18 protein-coding genes and 1 tRNA gene are annotated in these 19,932 nt (G+C 38.9%); 9 read left to right on the top strand and 10 right to left on the bottom strand.

The genetic code is table 11. The annotated features are described in order from the left end of the window. Positions 1-120: 120 nt before the first annotated feature. The 5 genes from B9Y81_RS04105 to lipB all read left to right on the top strand — a co-directional run bounded on the left by B9Y81_RS04105 (position 121) and on the right by lipB (position 3,453). Complete coding sequence (locus B9Y81_RS04105) at positions 121-333, top strand: hypothetical protein (RefSeq protein WP_085535726.1); 213 nt, start codon at positions 121-123, stop codon at positions 331-333. Positions 334-411: 78 nt separating this feature from the next. Then, positions 412-1,311, top strand: a complete 900-nt coding sequence (locus B9Y81_RS04100; RefSeq protein ID WP_085535247.1) for an IS1595 family transposase — start codon at positions 412-414, stop codon at positions 1,309-1,311. 46 nt (positions 1,312-1,357) lie between these two features. Further along, positions 1,358-1,966, top strand: coding sequence for an OmpH/Skp family outer membrane protein (locus tag B9Y81_RS04095; RefSeq protein WP_085535725.1), 609 nt, complete (start codon positions 1,358-1,360; stop codon positions 1,964-1,966). Between the two features lie 93 nt (positions 1,967-2,059). Further along, the gene (gene mtgA / locus B9Y81_RS04090) at positions 2,060-2,827 is read left to right on the top strand and encodes a monofunctional biosynthetic peptidoglycan transglycosylase (RefSeq protein WP_085535724.1); all 768 of its coding nucleotides are present in this window, start codon (positions 2,060-2,062) and stop codon (positions 2,825-2,827) included. Continuing rightward, on the top strand, positions 2,791-3,453 hold the full coding sequence (gene lipB / locus B9Y81_RS04085) for a lipoyl(octanoyl) transferase LipB (RefSeq protein WP_085535723.1): 663 nt from the start codon (positions 2,791-2,793) through the stop codon (positions 3,451-3,453). The genes mtgA and lipB overlap by 37 nt, the downstream gene beginning before the upstream one ends. Positions 3,454-3,602: 149 nt before the next feature. On the opposite strand, the gene B9Y81_RS04080 is transcribed toward lipB, so the two are convergent. The 10 genes from B9Y81_RS04080 to ffh form a co-directional block, all read right to left on the bottom strand. After that, positions 3,603-8,051, bottom strand: a complete 4,449-nt coding sequence (locus B9Y81_RS04080) for a translocation/assembly module TamB domain-containing protein (protein ID WP_095996245.1) — start codon at positions 8,049-8,051, stop codon at positions 3,603-3,605. A 207-nt stretch (positions 8,052-8,258) separates the two neighbouring features. After that, a complete protein-coding gene (locus tag B9Y81_RS04075; RefSeq protein ID WP_085535721.1) occupies positions 8,259-9,410 on the bottom strand; it encodes an OmpA family protein in 1,152 nt (383 codons plus the stop codon). Between the two features lie 111 nt (positions 9,411-9,521). Then, on the bottom strand, positions 9,522-10,673 hold the full coding sequence (gmd, locus tag B9Y81_RS04070; protein ID WP_085535720.1) for a GDP-mannose 4,6-dehydratase: 1,152 nt from the start codon (positions 10,671-10,673) through the stop codon (positions 9,522-9,524). Positions 10,674-10,686: 13 nt separating this feature from the next. Next, positions 10,687-11,769, bottom strand: coding sequence for a GDP-L-fucose synthase family protein (locus tag B9Y81_RS04065; protein WP_085535719.1), 1,083 nt, complete (start codon positions 11,767-11,769; stop codon positions 10,687-10,689). 5 nt (positions 11,770-11,774) lie between these two features. Continuing rightward, positions 11,775-12,650, bottom strand: a complete 876-nt coding sequence (gene rfbA, locus B9Y81_RS04060; protein ID WP_085535718.1) for a glucose-1-phosphate thymidylyltransferase RfbA — start codon at positions 12,648-12,650, stop codon at positions 11,775-11,777. A 34-nt stretch (positions 12,651-12,684) separates the two neighbouring features. Next, positions 12,685-13,326 carry a DedA family protein gene (locus tag B9Y81_RS04055; protein WP_085535717.1) on the bottom strand — a complete coding sequence of 214 codons (642 nt, stop codon included), beginning with the start codon at positions 13,324-13,326 and terminating at the stop codon, positions 12,685-12,687. A gap of 176 nt (positions 13,327-13,502) precedes the next feature. Continuing rightward, entirely contained in the window at positions 13,503-13,877 is a 375-nt protein-coding gene (locus B9Y81_RS04050) for a DMT family protein (protein ID WP_085535716.1), read from the bottom strand. Between the two features lie 90 nt (positions 13,878-13,967). After that, positions 13,968-14,044 (bottom strand) — tRNA-His (locus B9Y81_RS04045). Positions 14,045-14,139: 95 nt separating this feature from the next. After that, positions 14,140-15,039 carry a bifunctional methylenetetrahydrofolate dehydrogenase/methenyltetrahydrofolate cyclohydrolase FolD gene (gene folD / locus B9Y81_RS04040; protein WP_085535715.1) on the bottom strand — a complete coding sequence of 300 codons (900 nt, stop codon included), beginning with the start codon at positions 15,037-15,039 and terminating at the stop codon, positions 14,140-14,142. Between the two features lie 17 nt (positions 15,040-15,056). After that, the gene (gene ffh / locus B9Y81_RS04035) at positions 15,057-16,385 is read right to left on the bottom strand and encodes a signal recognition particle protein (protein WP_085535714.1); all 1,329 of its coding nucleotides are present in this window, start codon (positions 16,383-16,385) and stop codon (positions 15,057-15,059) included. A 223-nt stretch (positions 16,386-16,608) separates the two neighbouring features. Here ffh and B9Y81_RS04030 point away from each other — a divergent pair, with 223 nt between their 5' ends. The 4 genes from B9Y81_RS04030 (at position 16,609) to B9Y81_RS04015 (ending at position 19,909) form a co-directional block, all read left to right on the top strand. After that, positions 16,609-17,037, top strand: a complete 429-nt coding sequence (locus B9Y81_RS04030) for a DUF3791 domain-containing protein (RefSeq protein WP_085535713.1) — start codon at positions 16,609-16,611, stop codon at positions 17,035-17,037. Continuing rightward, positions 17,034-17,510, top strand: a complete 477-nt coding sequence (locus tag B9Y81_RS04025; protein WP_085535712.1) for a DUF3990 domain-containing protein — start codon at positions 17,034-17,036, stop codon at positions 17,508-17,510. The genes B9Y81_RS04030 and B9Y81_RS04025 overlap by 4 nt, the downstream gene beginning before the upstream one ends. An 84-nt stretch (positions 17,511-17,594) precedes the next feature. Next, positions 17,595-17,816, top strand: a complete 222-nt coding sequence (locus B9Y81_RS04020; protein WP_085535711.1) for a hypothetical protein — start codon at positions 17,595-17,597, stop codon at positions 17,814-17,816. Positions 17,817-18,598: 782 nt separating this feature from the next. Continuing rightward, positions 18,599-19,909, top strand: coding sequence for an anaerobic C4-dicarboxylate transporter family protein (locus tag B9Y81_RS04015; RefSeq protein ID WP_085535710.1), 1,311 nt, complete (start codon positions 18,599-18,601; stop codon positions 19,907-19,909). Positions 19,910-19,932: the final 23 nt, after the last annotated feature.

Genomic DNA, 19,932 nt, shown 5'->3' with positions numbered 1-19,932 from the left:
ATTGAGGTTATTCCGCCATTCCAACCAACAGGTACAATGGCGGATGAACAGAAAAATTATAGAATTAAATACTTTATAATCACTTAAACTCTTATATTTGCACCTACAAATATATAGAAAATGCTCACAACCTTATTACTTACAGTCATAATTCTTGTTATTTCAATTATATTACTATGTGTGAATATAATACTTAAGAAGAATGGTGAGTTTCCAAATACACACGTAAGCGGAAACAAAGCGCTGAGAGACCGGGGGATTTCTTGTGCTCAGTCGCAACATGCCCATGCGAACAGCAAAAAGAATTTATATGAACGATTGAATGAAATTTAAAAACTAAAAAATAAATAAAGATTTATTGGTATAGGCGTTTAGACCGCACTGATTTTTATGATTTGCTACCTTTGTAGCATGAATGAACGAAAACGATTTTTAGGAGTGAACTCAATCAAATTTTACAATACTTTTAGCTCAGATGAAGTCTGCTATGAATACATATCAGCAATCAAATGGAATGATAACGCTTATCAATGTAAAAGATGTGGACATACAAATTTTTGCAAAGGCGTAAGACCTTTTTCAAGAAGATGTACAAGATGTAAATATGACGAAAGTCCCACTTCAGGAACTATGTTTGATAAATGTAAGTTTCCTTTGCACCTGGCTTTTCATATTGCATTTAAGATAAGTACCAAAAAGAAAGGAATGTCCTCTTTAGAGTTGTCTCAAGAATATGAACTGCGACAAAAAACTTGCTGGGAGTTCAAATGGAAAATACAGCAAGCAATGCAAAGCAGTAAAAAGCATTTAATCAAAGGACTAGTTCATGTTGATGAATTCTATATTGGCGGTGAAGAAGAAGGGAAACGAGGTCGTTACAAAGGAGAAAAGAAGCTTGTCATTGTCGCTCTCGAAATAGTTGAGAGTGGAGTTGGACGAGCTTATGCTCAATGTATCGAGGATGCTTCTTCGGCTTCTTTTCGTCCTTTCTTTGAATCATATATCAGTAAAGATGCAAGAATAATTACTGACGAATGGAGAGGTTATATACCCTTGAAAAAAGATTTTCCAAATCTCGAACAGGTAAAATCTGACGACGGAAAAAACTTCAAGGATTTACATATCCACATTATGAACCTGAAAGGTTGGCTCAGAGGAATTCATCATCATTGTACCAAAGAACGTCTTCAAGGATACCTTGATGAATACCACTTTAGGTATAACAGACGTTCAAATATGGAGACAATATTCGATATACTCATAAAAAGAATGGTTTTAAATAATCCTATTCGCTTACAATCAAATAATTAATTAGTGCGGTCTAAACGCCTATACCAAAAGATTTAATTTAGACTTTATGAAGAACATTAACTACCTCATTAACGGAGTCCTTGCTTTAGCGGTTATTATTTTATTCGTAATGCACTTTTCAGGGAAGAAAGAATCCGGATCTCCTCAGGCTGTTCTGGCTGGAGCGGAAGGCGTAAGCGGTATATTACCTATTGCTTATGTAAACGTAGATTCTCTCTTATTGAATTATAATTATTCAAAAGACCTGAATGAAGTGATTATGAAAAAACAGGAAGATTCCCGTTTGAATATCAATCAAAAGGCAAATGCTTTGAGAAGTGATATGCAGGAATTTGAACGTAAATATCAAAATAACGCGTTTTTAACTCCGCAGCGCGCGCAAGAAGAACAACAACGTTTGTTAGGCAAACAACAGGAATTACAAGCTTTAGACGAACGTTTGACGCAAGAGTTAATGATCGAACAACAAAAGCTAAACGAACAATTACGGGATACTATCGTAGCTCAATTGAAAGTTTTTAATCAAACAAAGGGATACCAGGTGATTTTTAGTAACACAATGGGTGATAATATTCTTTTAGCAGGCGATGCATACGACATTACTGCTGAGATTATCGCGTATCTGAACAAGAATTACACGTCACCAAGCAAATAACAATATTTATATCAGTTTTATTTAGAGCGGTTTGCGGAAACGTAAACCGCTTTTTTGTTACCTTTGATGTGGTTTTTTTTGTAATCAAATTATATGAAGATACTCAAACGTATTTTGATCTGGATGAGAAACTTGCTGATACTTTTTTTTATATCCAGTATTCTCGCTGTTGTAGTTTATAAATACATTCCTGTTTATTATACTCCATTGATGTTTATACGGTTGTATGAACAAAAAAAGGAGGGGAAAGAGTTAACTCTTAAGCATCATTGGGTGCCTTTATCACAAATTGCCCAACCGCTGGTTCAGGCCGTTGTGGCTTCAGAAGACAACCTCTTTCTTGAACATGACGGTTTTGATGTTGAGCAGATTCAGAAAGCCCGTGAAGAAGCCGAACGTGGAAAGCGCGTTCGCGGAGCGAGTACAATCTCTCAACAGACGGCTAAAAATGTATTTCTGTGGCCGGCACAGTCGTACATTCGTAAAGGTATAGAAGTTTATTTTACATTGCTTATTGAATGGATATGGGGGAAAGAACGGATTATGGAAGTTTACCTTAATTCGATCGAAATGGGGAATGGAATTTACGGAGCGGAAGCCGTTGCCAACTTGCATTTTGATAAGCAAGCCTATCAATTAACGCAATCAGAGGCGGCGTTGATAGCAGCCAGCCTACCCAACCCCCGCAGATTTAATTCCGCCAAACCATCTGTCTATATGCAGAAACGACAGTCTACAATCATCTCATTGATGGGGAAAATGTTCCGTATAGATATGGGATATAAGAAAGAAGACGGTAAATTACCCACTAAAAAAAGAAAAAAATGGAGAGCTTTAGTTACATCGATTGGGGAAGGATAAATTATGAAGATGCCTTTGAACGCCAAACAAAATTATTTGATGCTTTAATCGAAGCCAAACAAAAGGGCGATAAATCTATAAACCGGCTGATCTTTTGCGAGCACAATCCGGTACTTACCATTGGGAAAAGCGGTAAAGAGAATAATTTGCTTATCCCCGAAGAACTGCTTACACAACGTGGTGTAGCCTATTATCACACAAACAGAGGAGGGGATATTACCTACCATGGTCCGGGACAGATTACCGGCTATCCGATTTTCGATCTGGAATATTGGGAATTGGGTTTGAAGCAATACATCCATCTGATGGAAGAGGCCGTAATCCGCTTTCTGGGTCTCTATGGAATAAAAGCCGAACGACTGGAAGGGGCCACCGGTGTATGGATAGATACGGATAAGAAAAACGCGCGTAAGATTTGTGCTATCGGAGTGAAAAGCAGTCGTTTTGTAACCATGCATGGATTTGCGCTGAATATAAACACAGACCTTTCTTATTATTCATTAATTAATCCCTGCGGCTTTATTGATAAGGGCGTAACTTCATTGGAAAATGAATTAAAAAGTCCTCAAGATTTTGAGTTAGCCAAAACACGTTTGCTGGAAATTTTCCGTGAATTATTTCCGTGATTCATACCCTGAAAAAACACATAGTAATGTCTTTAAAAACATAAAGGTTATTTTTTGAAAAATAAAGGATATCTTTTTAAAAATAACCTTTATGTTTTTTGCGATTATAAATGGCTTATAATCAGCGGTATTGGCGAGGGCTATTTTTGCTATTCGGAAACAACCGTTTTTCCCTTTTTTTCCGGTACAGCTATGGTGTCTGTTGGAAGAGGAGGGAGGGGGAGTCTTTTTTTGCGTTTGAATATGTCGGAGAAAATATTGAAGTCTTTTCTGTACATGATGCCGATTCCCTGCGTGGTAAGCGACTGTTTTTGGTAGCGATACATATCATTGGCATGATTGTAGGCTTTTAATCGTATCTCGCCTGTTTCGGTTAGTTTGTATTCCAAGTCGAATTCTCCCACAAATGTGCTTTCCTGATAAGGGTTGTTTCTGACTCCGAAATTACCATTGAACAATAGTCTGTTGTCGAGTAGCTGACTTGATAATAGCATTTCAAATTCCGGATCGGCTATGCCATCCTGACTGGTGCGTATGTTCGTTCCGATCTGTACTTTGTCTGTCAGGGTGTTCAGCATGCCGGAAAGTTGGGACGACAGTGCGGATGAGGCGGCAGCGTTTAATTCGTTTGAACTTGTTCCTGTCATATAATCCGGGGTGTAAAACTTATTCAATACAAGGAGATAGATGATTTGAAGTGACATCATTTCGTCTGTATCGACCAACCCTTTTACTATGCGTTCCAACTCTGCGTTTGATCCGGGTAGCTGAATGTCAAATTTTACCATAGGATTGCGTAGCTGGCCGTTGATATTTAGTATGCAGCTTACCGGAATATTTGCACGTCCGCTTTGTTCGATCAGATTTCTATCCAGATCACCGATATTGGCTGTCAGATTATATATCGCGTTAATGTCTAAGTTTGCATCAAACGGATCTCCGCGGAAACTTACCGTACTGCCTTCGCCTATTTTAAAGTCTTTATGTATAAGTTGTTGCAAACTGAAGTTGTAACTGCCGCTGTGAATGTCAACCCCTCCATACATACGCAAATCAGTTTTCGTTCCGTATTCAATCTGTACACTTCCGCTTCCGGTAGCCTTTAGTTTGTCTCCTGCTGCGGGATCAACAACTAACTCCACATTCGCGTCGGGTGTAATGTCCAACATCATGTTCATTCGGATTTCTGAACCTTCATCACTCCCGTTTATGTTGTTTCGCGCAGCTAAAGCGGTAGAGTCTGTCGAGGTGCTGTCTATCAAAGCCAGCGCGTTTTTGTCTACAAACGTGATGAAATCGTATTCAGAGGCTCTACTGGCTCCCATGAAGTTTAAGTTCAACATGGTTTTAGGTGCGCTTTGCATATTAACATCAATATTGATGATCTTCTCGTTTCCGGATATTCTGGCTCCACCTTTGCCATATACTGATCCGAAAATCATGGGGTTTTGTCTCTCCGTAACATCATACACAAGCATGTTTTCGGCACTTACATTGACCGAAAATTTAAAATTACGGAAGTAATTATGATCAACGGTGAGGTCTACTTTCCCATTATTCCCCGCTTTATCCTGTATAGAAAGTCCCTTTGTGATGATTTTATCTTTCGTCAGGTAGAGCGAATCCGTAAAAGTATACTGTGTGTTAAGAAAACCAATCCCGATAAGACCATCTCGCACGAGTGCATTTCCTTCTACGGATATATCTTTGAAAGAACCATGCAAATGAATAAGCCCGGATCCCGATCCGCCAATATCTGAGGTAATATTCTCCATGAAAGGTTTCAAAAAGGCGAGGTTGATGTCTTTCGCGTCAAAATACAGAGACAGTCCGGATTTCTCGCCAACGGGGTATATGTACCCATTTACGTCAGTCCAGGTGCTGTCGTTCTTGTAAATTGTTCCTAACATCAGTATTCCCTGCTGTGTGTCATCCCATTCGCTAAACAGATTAAGTTGTCCAAACTCCACTTCGTTGAACGAAAAATTGTTGATTTCTAAATCTGTATTCAACATTCGGCTGTTAAACAAATCCTGTATATTGACGGTTCCGGTAGCTTTGCCGCCAAATTTCAAAACTTCGATGTTAACCGTCTTGAAAATGTAACTTAATTCAATGTCTTTCAAATCCAGATGCAACACTTCAGACGGGTCTTTTGATATTACTCCATCAATTAATATATATTCATTGCCACGAGAGGCGTAGAATTTATCAATTCCTATCCGTCCGTTTTCTACACTGATAACGCTTGGCGAAATATTCCATGTAGAATCATTGATGGTAAGATAGTTGGGGATAATTGATGTTTCTATCCGTGTTGAAATTTTCCCTTGCAGGTCTTCTTCTTTCAAAAAAACGGTAGAAGTACCGAAGCTCGCGTTAAAATTAGTTTCCTTATTGTTCGCCCAGGTAAACAGGGTGTTGATCTTGTCTTCATTCGCGTCGGCATGCAGATCGATATAATTACGGCTTCCTTTTTTGTTGTAGTTGGTTACTTTCAGATTAACATCCATTTGGCCGGATTGATTATCGCAAGTAAGGTAGCCGGACTCAAACATAGAGCCTCCGATGTTGAACTTCGGCAAATAAGCCTCTAACCTGATCTTGTCATATACCGTATTATAAAATCCTGTTATTCTTGCCTGACTAACCACTGTAAAAGGAAGCTTAAGTGTGTTGGAAAGAGCTTCTGTGTTTTCTAAAGTCAGCAAAAGAGAAAAGTTATTTTCCTCTACTTTACGGCTTTTAACCCGCGTGTTTTTGACCAGCGAGGGAACATGTTGTTGCAAGGTGCTCAGAATATCGGGAACAATCGTTCCAAACGAATATGCTCCGTTTACTTCGCCATTGATAATGTCGGATTCAATGTGGAGTTTTCTGTCGGATTCATGCCCTGACGCAACAATCAGGAATTTATCGAGGAAAAATTGCGATGGTTCAGTGATAAAAGACAGACTGTCAATTTGTATCTCTCCTTCAATGTTATCAATTGTGTTACCCGTGAAATCCGCATTCATGGAGAAAGAAATATCCGGAGACTTATATTTGTCGGTCAGATGGAGGAGGTCCGGACGAAAGTTTTTAACATCCGCAGTGAAATTAAATAAAGAATTTTGCCCTTTGTTCAAGAATGTTCCTTCCGCCAGAAGATATCCGTTAGGATCGTCGATGTGGATTTTCCCGTCAAATCCGTTTTCCTTAAAATTCCCGGAGAAAAGCAGGTTCTTGTAATTGTATCCCAAATAATCAAAATTCAATATTTCAGCTTCAATTTCTCCCGAGAAATTTTCATTTACAGGCCTTAACGCATTAATTGTAATATTGAAACGAGCATTACCAAAAGGGTTGCCTTCGTCAAATAGCTCTTTAATCTCAAGATCGGAACTTCCAATATGTCCTTTGATGAAAGTGCCTATTTTTTTATTCTTATCATGTCCGAAATTGAGGTCTGTTTCAATTGTCCCTATAGCCGATGTCAGCTTTCCATAAGCCACGAGGTTATCTAAGAAGCCCGAGATTTCGCCGGTGAAATGCAATACGCCAAGATGATTTAAAGGATCGGGCAGTTCGACAGGCTTTTCACTGAAATTGTTAACGATCCCTTTAATGCCATCATTTGTAATCTGCATTTTACTTACTTGTCCATACAGATATGCGTCTTCGGGAGTGGTAATTCCTTTCAGTTCCATTTTACCCAGAAACTGAACTTTATCACTGTAATTAAGAGATAGCCTTTTTAAATCAATGCTGTTGATATAACCGGAAGCCTCGGCTGAAATATTAATGATCTCCTTGAAATTAGTGAAGGCGGGAACGAACGCTTTTAAATCGCTTAAACGTACTTCCGAGGGTGTTATCGTTAGTTCGATAGGGGCGTTGTTTACTAAATCTTCAAGGGTTTCTATGTCTTTTAGCTCTATACGAGCTTCGTTGATCTTGAAGTCAGTTTTTGGTAGTTTAAGTTGCAGGTTATGAATCGTTGCGCTATCTCTGTCTGCTTTGAGTTGCAGGGATAGTTTATCAAGAGAAAGCCCGGAATTTTCATCAAAACTCATTTTTTTAATTTGAGCGTTAATGCTGTTCGTCGTCAATTCTTTTACAGATATGTTAGCGCTAATATTTTTAACGCCGATATGTTTTGCGTTGAATTTTTCATTTGTTACAGGTTCAGAAAAGACATCATAAAAAAAACTACCTCGCCTCATAATGATTGAATTGAGCCTCATGTCAATATAAGTGCTTTTCTTCAAAGTATCCTTGCTTGCGAAGGCATCAATAACAAACTGTAGGTTTAGCTTGTCTTCAGGTGTTTGTTTATTTAGCTTCATCGAAAAGCCAAACAGACGGATCGTATTAAAGACAATTTTTTTCTTAAATAACGGGAGTAATTCAAAACCAGCGGATATATGAGACGCATCAAATAATACACCTCCATTTTGATCTTCGAGATAGACTTCTTCTAATATTATTCGATTGATCCATTCTATATCAACCTTTCCTATTTTAACGGGCACACCTAAATGTTCAGACAATTCAGCTGTAGCTATTCCGGACACCTTATTTTGTATATAAGGAATGTTGAGTAATATCACCGGAATCACGTAGAATATCCAAAAAACGACAAAAAGACTGACAACTATGTATTTTAACCCTCTGATAGTGCTATATTTTTAAATCACAAAACTACAACTTAATCATGATAGAAATGGTTAAAATAAGAATAAAAAGGGCATAAAAAAAGAGTAGCAAGATAAACCTGCTACTCTTTCAGCTATTTGTAATTAACAAACTGTTAATCTGTATTATTAGTTGTTAGCTCTCATGATAACAACACGGTTCCAATTGTTTTCGCTGTATGGTTGTTCGTCAGAACCTTTCCACTCGATAGTGATTTGGTTAGAAGATATACCATATTTTTCGATTAGTTCTTTAGCAACCGCTCTTGCACGTTTTTCAGATAATGACATGTTGTAAGTAGATGTTCCTGTCTTTTGGTCAGCATAACCGATAACTTTGATAGGAGCGTCTTTTTCTTTCATGAATTCAGCAGTGTTAAAGATGTTAATCTGTTGATTTTTGTCAATTTTAGCACTGTTTAAACGGAAGTAAACAACATTTTCTGAATAATTGTTGATGATTGTCGGAGCAACTTCTTCGCATTCTGGGCAAGAAACCGGACGTTTGCTTAATTCGTCGTTTTCAGCACGTAATGCGTTGATTTGGCTATTCAAGTCATTTAATAAAGCATAATCCATTGGCTGAAGAACTTCGAAATCAGTTTTTCCTAATTTGAAATTCAAACCAGCTGTAACTTGACCAATGCGATCAGTTGCGTGACCTGTTGTTACACGGTTGAAGTGTTCCTGCAATAATACATATTGACCTTCAATGTTCAAGTCAACACGTTTGTTTAAACGGAATGACATGATAGCACCTAAGTTAATAGAAGGAGTTTCAGATCTTTTGTATACATCTCCGTTATCAGCTGTTTTTCCAGATCTTACCGCATAACCGATACCGGCAAAAGGAATAAAACGGAATACTTTACTTTCCTTATAAGGAGCCCAATAATTTGTTATATCCCACATGATATCAAGGTGAGGATTTAACCAATATGCTTTTAATTCTGTAGTACCGTTAGGGTTAACGAAACTTTTCATCGGACCACCATTTAATTGTAAACGAGCACCCCAATAAGGATTGTACCATTTTCCAAACGATAATTGTGGGGCAATATTAATTCTGTCTCCAAAATCTGCTTGAGAGTTGTCATCACCAAACAAAACATTTCCACCCACACCTAAAGTGATAAACCAGTTATCACCGGCTTTGTTCTTTTTAAAATTTGTTTTTGATCCATTTTCAGTACTGAAACCAACTTGTGGCTGGTATTCCTGAGCTGAAGCTGATAGAACAAAAACAGATAACAAAGCTAATACAAAACTCTTTGTCTTCATATTTTTCACATTTAAATTAAACAATCTATATTTCCCTTATACTACATTTAAAACGTAGCAAAATTAACTCTTTTTTATATTAAAACAAACAAAAAACCTAAAAAGTTTACCTCATTCGAAATAGTTAAGTACTTGATATCCTCCGCTTTTAAGAAAAAACTCTTTTTTCATAAGCTTTAAATCCGAAGATATCATATCAGAAACAAGGGCTTTTAGGTCATACTTGGGTTCCCATCCAAGTTGTCTTTTTGCTTTGCTTGCATCACCGATCAGCAGTTCGACTTCAGTAGGACGGAAGTATTGCGGGTCAACTCCAACAAGTAATTTGCCGATTTTACGGGTAATTTCTTCTAAGTAATTATCACCGACCTTCTCTTTAAATGTTTTTTCGTTTACTTCTCTTAAAATAGCTGTTTCGTCAACTCCTTTGTTTATAAACTCTATACCTAAGCCTATCTCTTCGAAAGACATAGTGATAAAATCACGGATAGTTGTTGTTTGTCCTGTTGCTATGACGTAATCATCCGGCTGGTCTTGTTGTAGAATCAAATACATCGCCTTGATGTAATCTTTGGCATGCCCCCAGTCTCGTTTGGATGAAAGGTTACCCATGAATAGATTATCCTGCATTCCCAAAGCAATTCGGGAAACTGCGCGTGTTACCTTGCGTGTTACAAATGTTTCTCCTCTTAATGGGGATTCATGATTGAATAGAATTCCATTTGAGGCGTGCATCTTGTAAGCTTCACGGTAGTTTACAGTAATCCAATACCCATAAAGTTTGGCTACGGCATAAGGACTTCTTGGATAAAAAGGCGTTGTCTCTTTTTGAGGTACTTCCTGCACCAAGCCATATAGTTCAGATGTAGATGCTTGATATATGCGGGTTTTTGATGTCAGATTAAGCAAGCGTACAGCTTCGAGGATTCTTAATACGCCTAAACCATCTGCGTTTGCCGTGTATTCCGGTGTGTCGAAACTTACTTTTACATGACTCATCGCTGCCAGATTGTAAATTTCATCCGGTTGTGTTTCTCCTATTATACGAGTCAGATTCAGACTATCGGTCAGATCACCGTAATGTAAAATCAGATTTCTGTTTTCTATATGCGGATCCTGATATAAATGGTCAATTCTTTCTGTATTAAACATCGAGGATCTTCTTTTGATGCCGTGAACAGTATACCCTTTTTTAATTAAATATTCTGCCAGATAAGCTCCGTCCTGACCTGTTATACCGGTTATTAATGCCACTTTTCCCATTATATATGTTATTTTATTGTTGAGAAATACTTTCTATATACCATTTGTAAAGACGTTCTACACCTTCTTCAATCTCTATAGAGTGCTTCCAGCCCAGTGCGTTCAATTTAGATACATCCGTAAGTTTGCGTAATGTTCCATCGGGTTTATCGGTGTTGAAAATCAATTTCCCCTCATATCCGATTGCTCTTTGAACCAATAAAGCAACATCTTTTATGGAAATTTCTTTACCTGTACCTATATTTATATGGGTGTTTCTGATTTCTTTTTCTGAAGAAACTAAGTCTTTGAAGTCTATTTTCTGCATAACAAAAACACAGGCATCTGCCATTTCCTCGCTCCATAAGAATTCGCGCATAGGCTTTCCGGTTCCCCATAGTTCCATGTGATTTTCCGTTATACCGTATTTACTGAGTAAAGCATTAATGTCATTGTCGGATGCATTTCCGTTAACACCTTCTACGGGACGTGCGTTCAGGTCTTTCCTTAGTGCGTCCTTATGCCCGGACTTTAAGCAATGAGCCAAATGCATCTTTCTGATAATAGCAGGAAGTACATGAGATGTTTCCAGATTGAAATTGTCATTAGGTCCGTATAGGTTTGTAGGCATAACTGCGATAAAGTTTGTTCCGTATTGCAGATTATAACTCTCACACAGTTTGATGCCTGCTATCTTTGCTATCGCGTACGGTTCATTGGTGTACTCAAGAGGAGATGTTAGCAAACAAGCTTCATTCATTGGTTGCGGAGCTTCCCTTGGGTAAATACAAGTGCTTCCTAAGAAAAGAAGTTTCTTTGCGTTATTTACATAAGAAGCATGGATAACATTGTTTTGAATCATTAAATTACGGTAAATGAAATCTCCCCGGTAGGTATTGTTTGCCATGATGCCACCTACATGAGCCGCGGAAAGAAAGATGTATTCCGGTTTTTCTTCAGCAAAAAAACGATTCACCGCATCCTGATTTGTCAGATCCAGTTCTGCATGCGTTTTAAGTACAAAATTCTGAAAACCTTTTTCTTTCAGGTTTTTCAAAATAGCGGAACCCACCAGTCCGCGATGTCCGGCAACAAATATTTTACTTTCTTTATTCATCAAACTTATTTTTTGAGAAATCGCATCAGATACTGTCCGTATTGATTTTTTGCCATAACGGAAGCGACCTCTTCTAGTTTACTGTCATCAATCCATCCTTTATTGTACGCGATCTCTTCAAGACAAGCGATTTTTAACCCTTGTCTTTTTTCAATGACCTCAATGAATGTGGATGCTTCAGAAAGAGAATCGTGTGTGCCTGTGTCTAACCAGGCAAAGCCTCGTCCCAGCACTTCCACCTTGAGTTCATTATCCTTCAGGAACTCCTGATTAACGGTTGTTATTTCCAGCTCGCCACGTGCTGATGGTTTTATCTGTCGGGCTGTGTTGACTACTTTGTTGGGGTAGAAATACAGTCCTACAACGGCATAGTTTGATTTAGGATTTGCCGGTTTCTCTTCTATACTGAGCACATTCCCCTGCTTATCAAACTCTGCTACACCATAACGTTCGGGATCATTAACGTAATAGCCGAACACAGTTGCTTTGCCCTCTTCTTCCACATTTTTTACCGCTTTTTTTAGCGTTGATGAAAAGTTTTGACCGTAAAATATATTGTCGCCAAGCACTAAGCAGGCTGAATCGTTGCCTATAAAATCAGCCCCTATAATAAAAGCTTGTGCCAATCCGTCCGGAGATGGTTGTTCGGCATATTCGAAGTGAACACCATAATCGGAGCCATCTCCCAGCAATCGCTGGAATCCGGGTAAGTCATGTGGAGTTGAAATGATGAGGATTTCCCGTATTCCGGCCAACATTAATACGGAAATCGGATAATAGATCATCGGTTTGTCAAAAACCGGTAAAAGTTGTTTAGATACTCCTTTCGTTATTGGGTATAAACGGGTTCCCGACCCTCCGGCTAATACAATACCTTTCATAACTTATTTGTTTTATTGTTTATGGCAAAATAAACTATTTCTTTCTGTTTCTCCAAACTTCAACAACTCCGGGGATAATAGAAACCACGATTATCAGCACAATCAGTAGTTTTAAGTTGTTTTGCACCACTTCTAATCCTCCGAAAAAGTAACCGGCATACATAAATAATGAAACCCAGATGATGCCACCGGTAATATTGAAAAGGCCAAATTGTTTATAACACATTTTTCCCATTCCGGCAACAAATGGCGCAAACGTTCGGATGATAGGTACAAAACGGGCTAAAATAATTGTTTTTCCGCCATGTTTCTCGTAAAAATCGTGGGTTTTATCGAGGTAGCTTTGTTTGAATACTTTTGAATCCGGATTACTGAAAAGCTTCTCTCCAAAGAATTTGCCAATCAAATAATTTACTAAATCTCCCAAAATCGCAGCACTTATCAACAGCAACACCATCAGGTGTACATTAATATCGTTGTCGCCTAAAGAGGCTAAAGCTCCGGCTACAAACAAAAGCGAATCACCGGGTAGGAAAGGGGTTACTACCAAACCTGTTTCACAAAAAATGATCAAAAATAAAATGGCGTATACCCAAACTCCGTAGTTGGCAACAAGTTCTGCCAGATGGACATCGATGTGAAGAATAAAATCAAAGAGAAACTGGACAATTTCCATATGAATATTAATATGTTAAGTTTGGAAAAATAAAGACCAAATACAAAAAACTTACTCCAAACCATGATTTGTGTGTGCAAACATAGGTAAAAAATAGAAAAAACGCAGGCTTGGAATGGTAATGAATGTTGAAATAATATTAAAATAACAAGTCAAAATAAAAGCTTACTTCCCGTTTACTTTTTAAATACCAGATAGACAGCAAGTATAAGAAGTAAAAAAGCCAGGTAGTGATTCCATTTCAAGACTTCCGATCTGAAAAATAAAGAGGAGAAAATAACAAAAGTACTCAAGCTGATCACCTCCTGAATAACCTTAAGTTGAATAGGTGAGAACGGACCTCCGTTGTGCTGAAATCCGATACGGTTGGCAGGGACCTGAAAGCAATATTCAAAAAAAGCGATTCCCCAACTAATTAAAATGATACCTAATAACGGAAGAGCGGAAAACCAGGTAATCTCTTTCATCTTTAGATGTCCGTACCAGGCAAGAGTCATGAAGATATTTGAAATGATAAGCATGCCGATGGCATAGACCCCTGTAAGATTCATGTTCAATAATGTGTTAAATAAATCCTTTCGCTTAACTTTCCAACCAGTATTAAAAAAAAGCGACCTGTAAAAGACCGCTTTTTAATTATGTGGGGTGAATGATGGGATTCGAACCCACGACCCTTGGAACCACAATCCAATGCTCTAACCAACTGAGCTACAATCACCATTTAGTCCTATATCTGATGTGATCTCTTTAAGACGGTGCAAAGATAGATGTTTTATTTTATATTGCAAGAGTTCGTGCGTAAAAAAGCACCACTTATTTGTAAATTTCTTTTTTGCCGGCAAGCAATGTGTTTCGCATCAAAGAGATAATAGTCATGGGCCCTACTCCGCCCGGTACCGGTGTGATAAAAGAGCATTTAGGTGCTACCTCGCTAAACTTAACATCTCCCGTAAGTTTATAGCCGCTTTTTGTTGCATCGCTCGGAACGCGTGTAGTACCTACGTCAACAATAACAACGCCGTCTTTTACCATGTCTGCCTTAACAAATTCTGGAACACCCAACGCTGCGATTATGATATCCGCCTGCAAGCACATTTCTTTCAGGTTTTCAGAACGGCTATGACAAACCGTTACGGTGCAGTCTCCCGGATAGGCTTTTTGCATCATCAGGCTTGCCATGGGTTTGCCCACGATATTACTGCGTCCTAAAACAACACAATGTTTGCCTTTTGTATCTATTTCATATCGTTTCAGCAACTCAAGGATGCCTGCCGGAGTGGCAGATACAAAACAAGGCAGACCAATAGACATACGTCCTACATTAATAGGATGAAATCCGTCCACGTCCTTGCGATAATCGATCGCTTCGATTATTTTTTGTTCAGCAATATGCTTAGGCAAGGGAAGTTGTACAATAAAGCCATCCACATCATCATCGTTGTTTAGCTCCATTACTTTTCGAAGCAACTCTTCTTCGGTTACATCACTTTCGTAGCGGATCAAACTGGATTTAAACCCGACTTCTTCGCAGGTTCTGACTTTGCTTGCCACATAAGTTTCGCTGCCTCCGTCGTGCCCTACTAATATAGCGGCCAAATGAGGCGTTTTACCACCTTTAGCTTTGATTTTTTCTACCTCTGCCGCTATTTCGGCTTTCATTGTGGCGGCTACTGCTTTGCCGTCCAATAATTGCGTCTGTCGTTGTTTTTCCATATTATTATTATCCTTTCTTATTTCCTGAACGAAGGAAGTTTTTTACCTGCACCCGGTTTGGCATTTGTAAGCATACGCATCATTTTGCGTGTTTCATCAAACTGTTTGATTAATCTGTTTACCTCCTGCACATTTGTTCCGCTTCCTTGCGCTATGCGTTGGCGGCGCGAACCGTTAAGAATAGCCGGATTTGTCCGTTCTGCCGGAGTCATAGAATAGATTATTGCCTCGATACTTTTAAAGGCATTGTCGTCGATATCCACATTTTTCAAGGCTTTGCCAACACCCGGTATCATAGCTGCGAGATCCTTCAGGTTACCCATTTTCTTGATCTGGTGAATCTGGGCAATAAAGTCATTGAAGTCAAACTGGTTTTTGGCGATTTTCTTTTGTAATCGCTTCGCTTCTTCTTCGTCGTATTGCTCCTGAGCACGTTCAACCAACGAAACGATATCCCCCATGCCTAAAATACGGTCGGCCATACGTCCCGGGTGGAATACATCCAGTGCGTCCATTTTTTCGCCCGTACCCACAAATTTGATCGGCTTGGTTACTACCGTGCGGATAGATAAAGCGGCACCGCCTCGTGTGTCACCATCCAATTTGGTAAGCACTACACCGTCAAAATTCAGGCGATCGTTAAATTCTTTAGCTGTATTAACGGCATCTTGCCCGGTCATGGCATCAACGACAAACAAAGTTTCGGAAGGTTCGATCGCATTCTTGATAGCTGCGATTTCCTGCATCATCTGTTCGTCAATAGCTAAACGTCCGGCGGTATCTACTATAACTAAGTTGTTTCCGTTGGCTTTTGCTTCCTTAATAGCATTTTGAGCAATCTGCACCGGGTTTTTGTTTTCCGGTTCGGAGTATACCGGAACACCGATTTGTTCTCCCAGTATACGAAGCTGTTCAATAGCGGCAGGGCGATACACATCACAGGCAACCAAAAGAGGCTTTCTCCCTTTTTTGGTTTTCAGCATATTGGCTAATTTTCCTGTAAAAGTAGTCTTACCCGAACCTTGCAAACCAGACATAAGGATGATAGCAGGAGAACCGGTCAAGTCGATTTCGGCAGCTGTTCCCCCCATTAATTCGGCTAATTCGTCATGCACGATCTTAACCATTAACTGACTGGGTTTAACAGCGGTAAGTACATTTTGACCAAGCGCCTTTTCTTTTACTGTATCTGTGAATTGCTTTGCCACCTTGTAGTTTACGTCAGCGTCAAGCAATGCTCTACGTACATCTTTCAGCGTTTCAGCAACATTGATTTCAGTAATCCTACCTTCACCTTTTAGTAGTTTAAACGACCTATCTAACCTATCACTTAGATTCTCAAACATAGTTCCTTAATATATAATTTGTTTAAATTTCCATTTAATGGGACACAAAGTTAAGAAAAAGGATGTAAACCGCTAAAAGCCCGCCTCTTTTTTGTAATTATTGCCGAATCGAAGTGTTTCCAAATCGTAACTATCCGGCGTCTTCATATCAGAAGAGAATAAAAAACAAGCCTAAAGTTTCCAAAGTAGGAAACCCTTACTTATCTTTGTGAAAAAGGTAAGTATGGATGTTCAAATCAATAAAATAGGGGTATTGATCCGAGATGAAAGACTTCGACGAGGAATGACACAAGAGGATCTTGGTGCAAAGGTCGGTGTAGGTAAGGCTCAAATATCAAAGATAGAAAGTGGAAAAGGGCTAACTATAAAAACGGTCAATAAAGTACTTGAATCTTTGAATTTATCTGCTACAGTTAGGTTAGTTAGTGTTAAAAATGTTGATAAACGAGTTGTTGGTTATGTTATTGCTGTTATAAATGAGTTTGCCAAAACCTATAATCTGACAGTACGCGAAGCAAGCAATTATTTAAACCGATATAAAGGATTAGATTTTCTTACCGAACATTACGAAGCGGAGCATTTATTGTCATTTGAAGATAGTGTGCAAGATTTAGCTCGTGTTTGTTATAATCAAGGAGGGGGGATTTTATGAAACTTTTTCACGGCTCTAATATTGCTGTTAAAACCGTAGACTTTGCCAGATGCAAACCTTATAAAGATTTTGGACAAGGATTCTATCTTACAGATATAAAGGAGCAGGCTATGCAGATGGCGAGGCGTACAGCAGCAATTTATGGTGGAGAACCAATTGTTACTGTTTTTGAATTTGATAAAGAGGCAGCATTCAATACCTCTTCTTTGTCGATCAAATGTTTTGAAAATCCTGATGAGGAATGGGCTTTGTTTGTTATGTGCAATCGGAGCAGAACGCAAGTACATCCTATCCATGAATACGATATTGTTATTGGTCCCGTAGCCGATGATACAATAGCTACATTATTTCGTAATTTCGATGATGGGATAATCGACCTGCCAACATTAGTTAGTGGGCTTAGGTACAAGCGTATATCTTCTCAATATTTTTTTCGTTCGCAGAAAGCTGCGGCATATCTTAATGTGTTATGAAACGAACATATGAAATGCTCGTTTACACCAATATGAGTGTTTATGTGAGTTCTATACTACTTTAATATAAAAAACTATTATCGTATGAATAAAAAGGCACAATATTTAATAGAGGGGATAACAAAAGATATCATTACTTATCTGATGGAGGATCATGATATGACTATGCCTGTAGCAATAGTCATGTTTCATAACTCAGAAACATTTGAAAAACTTTCGGACGAAGCTACCGGTTTATATATTGAAAGTTCAGCGTATGTGTATGAGATTTTGAAATCAGAAATTAAAATGGGAAAGATTAAATAAATCTGTGCGATATAATATCAATCGGATCAACCCTCACTATCATCCCGACCACCCTCCCTGTCATCTCGACCGAAGTGGAGAGATCTCTGCATGGGGCGTAATTAAATAGTGAAAGAGATCAACTATTTTTTTCTGGTTGGCAGTGTTTTTTTGTCTACTCTAACTTCGGATTAGTGCTCAAAAAAGTCAGCATTAAAATGAAGCCTTTTTTCATAATACTATATAAAAAAAAAGATATCCTTTATTTTTCAAAATATATCCTTTATTTTTCGAAAAATAACCTTTATGTTTTTCGGCCTCTACAATGCGCTGATTGTCAGTAGTATAGGAAACCGCTAAAAAACAGAAAAACAAGGCCTGTTTTTAGCTTAAAAAATCAATGTTTATAGGCGGTTGAAAGCACGATTGATAACACGGTTGATCAGGGCGAAAAATTTTTCGCCCCTACGAACATAAACCACCCTCAATTTCAACCCGACCACCCTCTCTGTCATCTCGACCGCAGTGGAGAGATCTTTGCAAATGGCTACATTAATTAATAGTCAGATGGTATGAGATGCTTCGACAGGCTCAGGGTGACAATGTGTTGGGATGGGATGCTTCGATAAGCTTTGAGTGATAAGGGTATACAAATGATTATTAGATGGTTTTGTGGATAAGGGCGAAGGCTTTTTGCTCCTGCGAATCCGGACTGCTCCTCTTTGTTATACTATATTCCCTTATGATCTCAAAAAAATACGTAGTTTTGTGCTTAAAATAGTTCTTTAAGCAAACTTTAGCTTATGATTTTACAATTACTTTTTATTCTAACCGCAATTGTCATCGGAGCTCGCTTGGGAGGGATCGGTTTAGGTGTTCTGGGGGGATTGGGGTTGGCTTGCCTCACTTTTATCTTTGGTCTTGAGCCTACATCGCCACCTATTGATGTGATGTTGATGATTGCTTCTGTTATTACCGCTGCCAGTGCTATGCAGGCTGCCGGAGGATTGGATCTGATGGTGAAATGGGCGGAAAAATTACTTCGCAAACATCCTGAACGGATTACGATACTTGGTCCTTTGGTTACTTATTCCTTTACTTTTCTGGCCGGAACAGGGCATGTTGCTTATTCTGTGCTTCCGGTAATTGCCGAGGTGGCTACCGACTCTAAAATAAGACCGGAACGACCGTTGGCTATTTCCGTAATTGCTTCGCAACAGGCAATAACCGCCAGTCCTATTTCGGCTGCAACCGTAGCCTTGTTGAGTTTATTGTCTTTTACGGGTGTCAGCTTGATAAATATTCTGATGATTTCGGTTCCTTGTACGTTAGCCGGTGTTTTAACCGGAGCATTTTATTCGATGCGCGTAGGGAAAGAGCTGGGTGATGATCCTGAATTTAAGCGAAGATTGGAGAGCGGTGAATTTAAAATGGATCATTACGAAGCCAAAGGCGTAGCGCATTTTCGGAAAGCAATATGGGCCGTTGTGTTATTTGTTTTGGCTACCGTAGCGATAGTTTTATTCGGTTCACTTGAGAGTTTACGTCCGGTTTATATATCCGACGGAGAAACGTATCAATTGAGTATGGCTTATATCATCGAAATAATTATGTTGTCGGCTGCTGCGCTTATTTTACTGATCACGAAAACAGATGCTGTTAAAGCCGCGCAAGGTTCTGTCTTTCTGGCCGGAATGCAAGCGGTGATCGCGATCTTTGGAATCGCCTGGATGGGAGATACGTTTATTGCGGGAAATATAGTCGAATTGAAAGCTTCAATTGAAGAGACCGTTACGAAAATGCCCTGGTTGTTTGGGCTTGCTTTGTTTCTGATGTCTATCCTCTTGTTTAGTCAGGCGGCCACTATACGGGCATTATTACCTTTAGGTATTGCCCTTGGTATTTCGCCTTTTATGTTGATTGCGCTGTTTCCAGCTGTAAACGGCTATTTCTTTATACCCAACTATCCAACGGTAGTGGCGGCAATCAATTTTGACCGGACGGGCACCACCCGGATCGGTAAATATATGTTGAATCATTCATTCATGATACCCGGATTAATAGCAACTGCTACGTCGGTATTGCTCGGATTGTTGTTGATTCAGTTTATTTGATCGGTTTTTATTGTTTTTAGCAT

Origin of the sequence: Massilibacteroides vaginae (assembly GCF_900178525.1) — a bacterium.
In the GTDB taxonomy this organism is placed as follows: Bacteria; Bacteroidota; Bacteroidia; order Bacteroidales; family Tannerellaceae; genus Massilibacteroides; species Massilibacteroides vaginae.
The sequence above is the reverse complement of the archived record's forward strand: the minus strand, read 5'-3'. Positions and strand labels throughout refer to the sequence as shown.

Excerpts from the sequence above, each read along its gene's own strand:
- B9Y81_RS04105 (WP_085535726.1), top strand. The coding sequence starts at position 121 with ATGCTCACAACCTTATTACTTACAGTCATAATTCTTGTTATTTCAATT.
- B9Y81_RS04100 (WP_085535247.1), top strand. The coding sequence starts at position 412 with ATGAATGAACGAAAACGATTTTTAGGAGTGAACTCAATCAAATTTTAC.
- B9Y81_RS04095 (WP_085535725.1), top strand. The coding sequence starts at position 1,358 with ATGAAGAACATTAACTACCTCATTAACGGAGTCCTTGCTTTAGCGGTT.
- mtgA (WP_085535724.1), top strand. The coding sequence starts at position 2,060 with ATGAAGATACTCAAACGTATTTTGATCTGGATGAGAAACTTGCTGATA.
- lipB (WP_085535723.1), top strand. The coding sequence starts at position 2,791 with ATGGAGAGCTTTAGTTACATCGATTGGGGAAGGATAAATTATGAAGAT.
- B9Y81_RS04075 (WP_085535721.1), bottom strand. The coding sequence starts at position 9,410 with ATGAAGACAAAGAGTTTTGTATTAGCTTTGTTATCTGTTTTTGTTCTA.
- gmd (WP_085535720.1), bottom strand. The coding sequence starts at position 10,673 with ATGGGAAAAGTGGCATTAATAACCGGTATAACAGGTCAGGACGGAGCT.
- B9Y81_RS04065 (WP_085535719.1), bottom strand. The coding sequence starts at position 11,769 with ATGAATAAAGAAAGTAAAATATTTGTTGCCGGACATCGCGGACTGGTG.
- rfbA (WP_085535718.1), bottom strand. The coding sequence starts at position 12,650 with ATGAAAGGTATTGTATTAGCCGGAGGGTCGGGAACCCGTTTATACCCA.
- B9Y81_RS04055 (WP_085535717.1), bottom strand. The coding sequence starts at position 13,326 with ATGGAAATTGTCCAGTTTCTCTTTGATTTTATTCTTCACATCGATGTC.
- B9Y81_RS04050 (WP_085535716.1), bottom strand. The coding sequence starts at position 13,877 with ATGAATCTTACAGGGGTCTATGCCATCGGCATGCTTATCATTTCAAAT.
- folD (WP_085535715.1), bottom strand. The coding sequence starts at position 15,039 with ATGGAAAAACAACGACAGACGCAATTATTGGACGGCAAAGCAGTAGCC.
- ffh (WP_085535714.1), bottom strand. The coding sequence starts at position 16,385 with ATGTTTGAGAATCTAAGTGATAGGTTAGATAGGTCGTTTAAACTACTA.
- B9Y81_RS04030 (WP_085535713.1), top strand. The coding sequence starts at position 16,609 with ATGGATGTTCAAATCAATAAAATAGGGGTATTGATCCGAGATGAAAGA.
- B9Y81_RS04025 (WP_085535712.1), top strand. The coding sequence starts at position 17,034 with ATGAAACTTTTTCACGGCTCTAATATTGCTGTTAAAACCGTAGACTTT.
- B9Y81_RS04020 (WP_085535711.1), top strand. The coding sequence starts at position 17,595 with ATGAATAAAAAGGCACAATATTTAATAGAGGGGATAACAAAAGATATC.
- B9Y81_RS04015 (WP_085535710.1), top strand. The coding sequence starts at position 18,599 with ATGATTTTACAATTACTTTTTATTCTAACCGCAATTGTCATCGGAGCT.